Origin of the sequence: Pseudomonas sp. Pseusp3 (genome assembly GCF_047304225.1) — a bacterium.
Classification (GTDB): Bacteria; Pseudomonadota; Gammaproteobacteria; order Pseudomonadales; family Pseudomonadaceae; genus Aquipseudomonas; species Aquipseudomonas fluorescens_CD.
The window spans coordinates 21,344-30,020 of the sequence record NZ_JBGLYV010000071.1 but is presented as its reverse complement, the minus strand read 5'-3'; the positions used below and the strand labels follow the sequence as shown (position 1 = coordinate 30,020).

At 59.5% G+C, this 8,677-nt stretch carries 7 protein-coding genes; all 7 read right to left on the bottom strand.

The genetic code is table 11. The annotated features are described in order from the left end of the window. Positions 1-84: hypothetical protein (locus tag ACCD00_RS21675; RefSeq protein WP_413427464.1), on the bottom strand; the 84-nt coding region annotated here is incomplete at its 3' end. A gap of 572 nt (positions 85-656) precedes the next feature. Beyond that, a complete protein-coding gene (locus ACCD00_RS21670; RefSeq protein WP_413427462.1) occupies positions 657-2,267 on the bottom strand; it encodes a gamma-glutamyltransferase family protein in 1,611 nt (536 codons plus the stop codon). A gap of 82 nt (positions 2,268-2,349) precedes the next feature. Then, positions 2,350-3,129, bottom strand: a complete 780-nt coding sequence (locus ACCD00_RS21665; RefSeq protein WP_413427461.1) for an amino acid ABC transporter ATP-binding protein — start codon at positions 3,127-3,129, stop codon at positions 2,350-2,352. A 2-nt stretch (positions 3,130-3,131) separates the two neighbouring features. Further along, positions 3,132-3,905: an amino acid ABC transporter permease gene (locus ACCD00_RS21660; protein WP_413427460.1), complete on the bottom strand. Its 774-nt coding sequence runs from the start codon at positions 3,903-3,905 to the stop codon at positions 3,132-3,134. Positions 3,906-3,917: 12 nt separating this feature from the next. Further along, positions 3,918-4,724 carry an ABC transporter substrate-binding protein gene (locus ACCD00_RS21655; protein WP_413427459.1) on the bottom strand — a complete coding sequence of 269 codons (807 nt, stop codon included), beginning with the start codon at positions 4,722-4,724 and terminating at the stop codon, positions 3,918-3,920. A gap of 72 nt (positions 4,725-4,796) precedes the next feature. Then, complete coding sequence (locus ACCD00_RS21650; RefSeq protein ID WP_413427458.1) at positions 4,797-5,465, bottom strand: GntR family transcriptional regulator; 669 nt, start codon at positions 5,463-5,465, stop codon at positions 4,797-4,799. 441 nt (positions 5,466-5,906) lie between these two features. Further along, positions 5,907-8,675: a cystathionine beta-lyase gene (gene metC, locus ACCD00_RS21645; RefSeq protein WP_413427457.1), complete on the bottom strand. Its 2,769-nt coding sequence runs from the start codon at positions 8,673-8,675 to the stop codon at positions 5,907-5,909. Positions 8,676-8,677: the final 2 nt, after the last annotated feature.

The following is an 8,677-nucleotide window of genomic DNA, read 5'->3' as shown; positions in this document are numbered from 1 at the left end:
CAGCGTGAAATTGTCCAGCAGCAGAAAGCCGATGGATTGAGGCGCACGGTTCTGGGGTTGGGCCCCGGAGTTGAACGTCGTCATCGCGGTATCTCCTCACACAAAGCGGGTGAATGGCCTCAGGCGAAGGCTCTTTTTATTCTCCCGTCCAAAAACTGGTGGGATTGTTCCTATTCAACTTGCAAAGGTCATACCCAGTTACATAGTTTTCAATGAATTCAAAAACGACATCACCCAATGCCTCTATATCGGGGGGGGTTGCAGGACGAGAGCCATAAGGGAAACGCTTGAATTATTGCTCCGTTCATCAGCGCTGGGCACATTGGTAGCACATAAGCAAGAGATGTCTATAAACGACAACTTATTTGTCACCGACGTCCACATGTCGGTTTTTGAATACAGCAATGACCAATGCCCCAATTTGGTCAGATACAAGCGCCATGCACGATAAAAGTGCTCTGTAACCGGAATGAGACGTACCAGTAACCGGGCCTGGGCCTATGCTGCGGGGCACGGTCGCGGACAAACCCTGATCGCGTTCCCTGACAAACTGATAAAGCCAAGCTGTTCGGCGCTGCGAACGATCGCAATCAGCGCCGTCTGCCACACAAACAAAAAAAGAGACCGGGGTCTCTTTTCCTGTTTTCAGCGGCCCGCTACCACACGGCGATATGGGAGTCGGCTCGCGGCTCGGTGCCGCCGCACAGCACACCGGAGTCCGGGTCACGGATGATGATCTGCCCTCGGCCATAGTTGATCAGGTCGCAATCAACCTGAATCTGGTGTCCGCGCCGTGCCAGCGAAGCGGCCAGGTCCCGAGACGCCCCGTGTTCGATGCCGACCTTCATATCCCCCAGCCATTGCCACCGCGGAGCGTCCAGCGCGGCTTGGGGGTTGAGACCAAAATCCAGCAGATTCATGACCATCTGCACATGGCCTTGGGGCTGCATGTAGCCACCCATGACGCCGAACGGTCCCACCGGTGCGTCGCCTTTACTGATGAAACCGGGAATGATGGTGTGAAAGGTTTTTTTGCCCGGTGCCAGGCAGTTGGCGTGGTCAGGGTCGAGACTGAATTCCTGCCCGCGGTTCTGCAAGGCGATTCCGCTGTCTGGCAGTACCACGCCGGAACCAAAGCCGTGGTAGCTGCTCTGGATGAAGGACACCATGTTGCCCTCCGCATCCGCCGTGGCCAGATACACCGTACCGCTGGCGTGGGGATCGCCGGGATTAGGTTCACGCGCCTGATCGGATATCTGTTCGCGACGTTGGCTGCTGTAGGCATCGCTGAGAAGGTCAGCCACGGCCACACGCATGTGCAGCGGATCGGTGATGTAATGCAGGCCGTCGCTGTAGGCCAGCTTCATGGCTTCCAGTTGACGATGCCAGGTCTGCTGGCTGTCCCGGTGATCGAAGTCGAAGCCCTGAAGGATTTTCAGGGTCATCAGGGCCACCAGTCCTTGCCCGCTTGGGGGAATTTCCCAGACATCGTAGCCGCGGTAATTGATGCTGATCGGATCTACCCATTGGGCGCGATAGTCCTGCAGGTCGCTGGCTCGCAGGTAGCCGCCGGTGGCGCGGGAATGGGCATCCAGGCGCTGAGCCAGATCGCCGCGATAGAGGCTTTCGCAAGCGCTGTCCGCCAGTTCTTCCAGCGTTCGGGCTTGCGCCGGGTTGCGGAATAATTCACCGGCCTTTGGCGCACGGCCATCAATCAGGAACGTGTCGAACCAGACGTCGAGCACCGGGTCTCGATGGGGGCTGAATTCATCCAGAGCGGTCTGCCATTGTCGGGCGACCACCGGTGACAGTGGAAAACCCTCCCTGGCCAGGCTGATGGCGGGCTGCAGCAACTCGGCAAAAGGCAGCTTGCCGAACCGTCTGGACAACTGCGCCCAGGCCGAAGGGCAACCGGGCACCGTTACCGGCGTCCAGCCATAAAGCGGCATCTGCTCGTGACCACACGCCTTGACTGCATCGATGGTCAGTGCTGCCGGCGCATGGCCGTTGGCGTTCAGTCCGTGCAATTGGCCTTTGCTCCATACCAGGGCAAAGGCGTCGCCACCCAAGCCGCAGCCAGTGGGTTCAACCACCGTCAGAGCCGCCGCTGTGGCGATCGCGGCATCAATGGCATTGCCGCCGTTGCGCATGATTTCGATGCCGGCTTCGGCGGCCAATGGCTGTGAAGCAGCGACCATGCCGCGACGTGCAAACACGCTCTGACGTTGCGATGGATAGGGATATTCGTGGGCAGAAAATTTCAACATGGCAAAAGTTCTTCCAAACAAGGATTCATTGGCCGCAGGTGTCCGGTTCCATTGCCGGGTGAAAAAGACCCGACTGAGAAGATCACAGCACGCGGCTGAGAAAAGCCTGGGTTCGCGGGTGTGTCGGTCGACTGAAGATCTGCTCCGGCGGCCCCTGTTCGATCAATTCGCCCTGATCGAGCACCACCACGCGGTCAGCCACTTCCCGGGCAAAACCCATTTCATGGGTGACCACCACCATGGTCATGCCGTCATCGGCCAACTGCTTCATCACCTGCAGCACCTCGCCGACGGTTTCCGGATCCAGAGCGCTGGTGGGCTCGTCGAACAGCATGGCCTGGGGTTTCATCGCCAGCGCCCGGGCGATTGCCACGCGCTGCTGCTGCCCGCCGGACAACATCGACGGGTAATGCATGGCCTTGTCCGCCAGACCGACCCGGGCGAGCAAGGCCCGGGCCTGTTCCAAAGCTTCTGCGCGTGGCACGCCGAGCACCTGGATCGGTGCCTCAATGATGTTTTCCAGCGCGGTCATGTGGGGGAACAGATTGAAACGCTGAAAGACCATGCCGATGTCCCGACGCTGGCGAGCGATGTTGCTCTCGGAGTCGCGCACCAGACTGCCGTCGGCGCGCTCGCGGTACCCCATGGAGCGACCGTTGACGCGAATGCGACCACCTTGAATATCTTCCAGCAGATTGATACAGCGAATGAAGGTGGTCTTGCCTGAACCCGATGCGCCGATCAGCACCACCACTTCCCCGCGCCGCACCTGCAAGGAAATTCCCTTGAGAATCTCCAGGTCGCCGAAGGACTTGTGAATGTCCAGGGCCTCGATGATCAGTTCTTCACTTTTGTGCGCCATGCTTAACGCCCCCTCAGCAATTTCAGCGTGCCGCGACCGAACATGCGACTGCCAGCCGCTGGCGGTGCGGGTCGATCGGACTGTCCGAAACGCGCTTCCAGCCAACGCTGGAAAAAGCCCCAGAGGGTGGTCAGCAGCAGGAAATACATCGCCACCACCAGGTACAGTTCAAATACCCGGAATGTCGCCGACGTGACCATTTGCGTGCTCAGCAGCAACTCCTGCACGCCAATAACGCTGACCAGCGTCGTATTCTTGAGCATCACGTTGAACTCGTTACCCAACGGCGGAACGATGACCCGGAACGCCTGAGGCAGAACGATTCGCCGCATCAGTTTGGCGAAGGTCATGCCCAACGAACGCCCGGCCTCGTACTGCCCCTTGTCCACGGCACCGATCCCCGCACGGATGATCTCGGCCATGTAGGCGCCTTCGTTCAGGCCCAGTGCGATGATCGCTGCCTGGATGTTGCCCGGTACCACCAGGCCAAACAGCTCTACGTCTTCGAAGCGGAAGATCCCGCCGGCAGCCAATGCGGTGTAGAGAAAGACGATCTGCACCAGCAGTGGCGTGCCGCGCATCAGCCACACATAAAACCGTACAGGCAGGTTGAGTAGCGGGTTGCGTGACAGACGCATCAGTGCCGCCGCCAGTCCCAGCACACAGCCCAACGCCATCGCCAGCACACTGATCAGACAGGTCAGCCAGAGTCCGGTGAGGTACACCCCGCTCGGCTGCAACAGGTATTGCAAGAACACATCCCAATTGAAATTCATCGAGCGTTCGCCTCAGTCGAGTGTGTCGCTGGAGACATGCCATTTGCTCAGCAACTGCACGTAACTGCCGTCGCTGCGCATGTCACTGATGATCTGTTGTACCGCTGCGGTGAGCTGCGGATCATCCTTGCGAATCCCCAGGCCGGTGAGTATCCGGCTGAAGGCCGGCACCCCTTCCTCGAACAGTTCGGGCGCCATGGCGGCGTAGTAACCGGCGGTTTCCACGGTGGTACCGTAGGCGTCTACCTGACTGATGCGCAGCGCCTGAAAGGCGTCGGTGTCGCTGTTGTAGACCACCAGTTTCATGGGTGTCTTGCCAGACTTGGTCAGCTTTTCGTTCTCGGCGTCCAGCAAGGTTTTGATCGTCGAGCCGTTGAGCACGGCCACCTTGTGCCCGGACAGTCCATCCAGGGTCTTGATGCCCTTGGGATTGCCTTTGGGAACGACCACTGACTGGCTGGAATACATGTAGTTGACGATGTCGATCACCTCCCGCCGTTCGGGTTTGTCGAACAGCTGATCAACGATCATGTCGCACTGCTGGGCGAGCAATGCCGGTAGCAACCCGGAGAACGGAATGACCCGCCATTGCACCGGTTTGTCTCCCAGCCGTTTGGCGACTTCCAGCCCCAGATCGACCGTCAGGCCCTTGGGTTTTTGCGCCTCGTCGAAAGACACCAAGGGCGGTGAATCCATGCCCGAGCAATACGTGAGTTTGTCGGCCTTTTGCAGTCGCTCCGGCACTTGGGGCACGGCAACCGCCCACTGCGCACAGAGTCCGAGGGAAACAGCGGCAAGAAACATATGGCGTTTATGCATGACGAGACACTCCAGTTGTTTAGTAACGGGGCAGTACTCAAAGTCAAAACACTGTCGGGTTTGAGCCCGATTCTATTTTTCCGATTGCAGAAACTGGATCAGCGCCGGCACCGTGCCCTCGATGTGCTGACGCACCACGGCCTCGGCCCGGTCGACATCGCCTGAGCGAATGGCGTCCAGGATCACCGCGTGTTCCTGGCGAGCGCTCAGTGGTTTTTCGCTGTGTTGCAGCCACAGCCGCATCGGTGCCTCGATCAGCGAATACAGCGCCGAGATCTGCTTCATCAGCCGAGGACGACCGCTGAGGCTGCACAGGTATTCATGGAAGGCACGATGAAGCCTGACCCACTCGGCGCTTTCGTCGCGGTAGTCATCCATCTCGTCCAGCATGCGTTCCAGAGCCGCCAGCTGACGCTCGCCGATCCTGGGCACGGCCACGCGGATGGCCAGGCCCTCGAGGGCACTGCGCATCTCGAAGACCTCGTGCAATTCGTCGAAGTCCAGGCCACTGACAATGGCGCCGCGGTTAGGCCTCAGGGTTACCAGGCCTTGAGCATCGAGACGGCGAAAGGCTTCGCGCACCGGCATCCGGCTCATGCCGATTTCGCTTGCTATGTCCTCGGCGATCAGGCGGTCGCCTTTGCGGTAACGACCGCCACAGATCGCTTCCAGCAGAAAGTTGTAAGCCTCCTCCTCGGCGGTCAGGGGTTGACGTTCAACGTAGGTGGGAGCGAATTGCATAAAGTCACCTTTTGCAGTTTTGTATCCAATTATCCATAGATACAAAACAGCAGAAACCGTGCCAGTCTGCTTCGAACTGCCTCAAGCTCTTAATTGGAAAGGAGTTTCGACTCAAAAACCGATGATCTTCAGATCGGCGTGATACTCGCCGTGTGCTACGAAATGGCCCAGCACGCCCCAAATGGGTGAATAACGGTATCCAGGTAACAAATCGATACCCAATCGAACCGGGGCCTCTAGCCGAAGCGTCAGCTATCGGCACCTGGTTAAACCTTGGTGCATGGGCTTTTCGATTCGCCGATCATTTCTGAATCCGCGGGGATTCGCCCATCATCTGTCGTAGACAACATTCTCAAGCGGCAGTCTCAGTTCGCACCGGACCTGGTGTACTTGCCCCTCGAAAGCGCTACCCCCGAATTTGCATTACCCAGTGCAAACGCATCAAAACACTCGACCTTGACCCTCTCCTGAAACCCCAAACCCGCGCTGCAGATCCGCAATCAACTCTGCGACATCCTCCAGCCCGATGTGCAAGCGCAATACCGGGTTCAATGAGCGATCCGCCGCACTGTTGCGTTCTTGGGTATCGGCCACGGTAATCAGGCTTTCAAAACCGCCCCAGGAAGCGCCCAACCCGAACAGCTGCAGCGCATCGATGAAGCGCTCGACATACGCGCTGTCCGCCTCGTTCAGTTCAAAGGACAGCAAGCCATTGCTGCCAGTGAAATCCCGCCGCCACAAGGCATGATCGGGATGATCGGGCAAGGCCGGATGGAACACCCGCTTCACCTGCGGTTGCGCTTGCAACCAATGTGCGATTTCCAGAGCCTGACGCTCATGCACCTCCAGTCGTGGCGCCAGGGTTCGAGCGCCGCGCAGCACCAGATAGGCGTCATCAGGGCTGACGGTTGCTCCAAAGTTATCGCTCATGGACGCGAGTGCCGGCCACACGTCTTCGCGGGTGCAGACACTGCCCATGACCACATCGCTGTGGCCGCTCAGGTACTTGGTCAGTGCCATGATCGAGATGTCTGCGCCGAGTGTCAGCGGCCGGTACAGGTAACCGCAGCCCCAGGTATTGTCGACGGCCAGCAGGATACCTCGCGGTTTGCACAGGGCGGCAATGGCCGGCAGGTCGCACAGTTCATATAACAAAGAGCCTGGCACTTCGGTGTAGACCATTTTCGTGTTGGCTTGCAGCTGAGCCTCCAGGTCACGACCGTCCGGGGCGAAATAGCTGACCTGAATACCGAAGGGCTGAAGAAACTCCCGTGCCAGACGCCGCACAGGCGCGTATACCGCGTCGGTGATCAGCACATGATCGCCCGGCCGCAGATAAGCGAGAAACGTCTGCGCGACCGCTGCCAGCCCGGTTCCGAACAAGCGAGTGCGATAACCACCCTCCAGCTCGCTGACCAGGTCTTCGAGGGCAAACGCCGTTGGATTGCCGCGCGCCCCATAACTCAGCACACGCTCGCTATCACGACGAGCACGGGCATCACGCATTTGCGCCAGGTTGTCGAACAGCACGGTGCTCAAGCGAGTGACCGGTACATTGACTGCGCGGCCGCCGACACCCTGGGCCCGCGCTGAATGCACCAGCCGCGTACGCACCTGCGGATCCTGACGTGCTTGAGTCTGCAACGGTTTAAGGCTGGCGATTTCGTCGTCGCTCATCTGCGCCAGCAAACCGATCTCCCATGCCAGGTATTGACGCGCCGCGTCCTTGTTGCCGGAGTGGCGGTCATGGGTAAAGAACAGAAAATCAATGCATTGATCATGGGATGGAGTGTCCGGGCTTTCCTGCACGGAGAAACCCGCTGCACGCCAGGCATCGAGCCCGCCGTCCAGCAACCGTACTTGCGCACGCTGGGCTTCGGGCAATTCCTGTGCGGCGAACGAGGCCAGTTGCGCATCATCGGCCAGCAGCACCAGCGGTCGCTGCTCACCCGTCACGTGTCGCGTCAGCAACGGGCGGATCGACCAGCGCGAGCCGGCAATGTGGCCCTTGCGATAGGTCATGCCCGGACGCAGATCGATCAGCGCGACGGCCTCATCCTTGAGTGCATCAGACAGTACCTGGGCAGTGATCAATGGCAGCACCTCGTGGGCGATCACGTCGCTTGCAGGTAACGCCAGAGCACTGCTCACGCCACCTGCCAACACATACGCTTCATGCCCCAACTGACGCAGCCAGCTCGCGACAATCGGCGCCCGCACACCATCGCTGTCGATCAGCACCAGCCGTGCCTGACGCACGCCGACATACAGATCAGTAGATTGAACCAGCTGACCGCCCGGTGTGTGTTGCGCGCCCTGTAAACTGCCGGCGGCAAACTCTTCGGCGGTGCGCACGTCGCACAAAAACAGACTGCGCCCGACATCGCCAGCCCACTGCTCGACCTGTTCAGCCGCAACCGTTTTCACCCCGGCCCTCTCCGCCAATCGGGCAGCCGCCAGCCGTTGCGCGGCCAATGGTGCAGCGCTCACGGTATCGGCATAACGACGGCTGCTTGCGTGCTCCAATTGAAAGTCTTCCAGATCCCAGCCTTGGGTTCCGTTCTCCAGGGCATAGACAGGGTTCTTCAAACCGAGGTTGATCAGCGTTTGCGCACCGATAATGCTGCGGGTTCGGCCGGCGCAATTGATCACGATCGGCGTGTGTTCGTCAGGCACCAGGTCATGGATGCGATACCCCAGTTCGCCGTTCGGACAACACACGGAACCGGGAATGGTCATCTTGCGGTATTCATCGAACGGTCGGCCGTCGAGCACCACCAAAGGCTCGCCTCGGCTTTGCCATTCGGCCAATTGTCGTGCGGTGACATGCGGCGTGTGACTGACCTCTTCGACCAATTCGCCAAAAGCCTTGGACGGTACATGCACGCCGGCAAACAGCTGATAACCGGCGGCCTGCCAGCCATTGGCACCGCCCTCGAGTATGTGCACGCGTTCATACCCCAACGCGTGAAGGCGCTGTGCAGCGCGCTTGGCAACATCGCCACCGTTCTGGTCATGGATCACCAGGCGCACCTGAGGGTTGGGCGCCAGTCGCCGTACCTCCAGCTCCAGTCGGCTATAGGGCAGATTGACTGCGAAAAACAGATGGGCTTCGCCATACTGGCCATGCTCGCGCACATCAAACAGGGCGATTTCCTGCCCGTCGAACAGCCACTGCTGCAATTGCCCTGGGGTTACGGTCTGGCTCATGG

Bases quoted from the DNA above. Each gene is read 5' to 3' on its own strand.
- ACCD00_RS21655 (WP_413427459.1), bottom strand. From the start codon at position 4,724: ATGCATAAACGCCATATGTTTCTTGCCGCTGTTTCCCTCGGACTCTGT.
- ACCD00_RS21670 (WP_413427462.1), bottom strand. From the start codon at position 2,267: ATGTTGAAATTTTCTGCCCACGAATATCCCTATCCATCGCAACGTCAG.
- ACCD00_RS21650 (WP_413427458.1), bottom strand. From the start codon at position 5,465: ATGCAATTCGCTCCCACCTACGTTGAACGTCAACCCCTGACCGCCGAG.
- ACCD00_RS21665 (WP_413427461.1), bottom strand. From the start codon at position 3,129: ATGGCGCACAAAAGTGAAGAACTGATCATCGAGGCCCTGGACATTCAC.
- ACCD00_RS21660 (WP_413427460.1), bottom strand. From the start codon at position 3,905: ATGAATTTCAATTGGGATGTGTTCTTGCAATACCTGTTGCAGCCGAGC.
- metC (WP_413427457.1), bottom strand. From the start codon at position 8,675: ATGAGCCAGACCGTAACCCCAGGGCAATTGCAGCAGTGGCTGTTCGAC.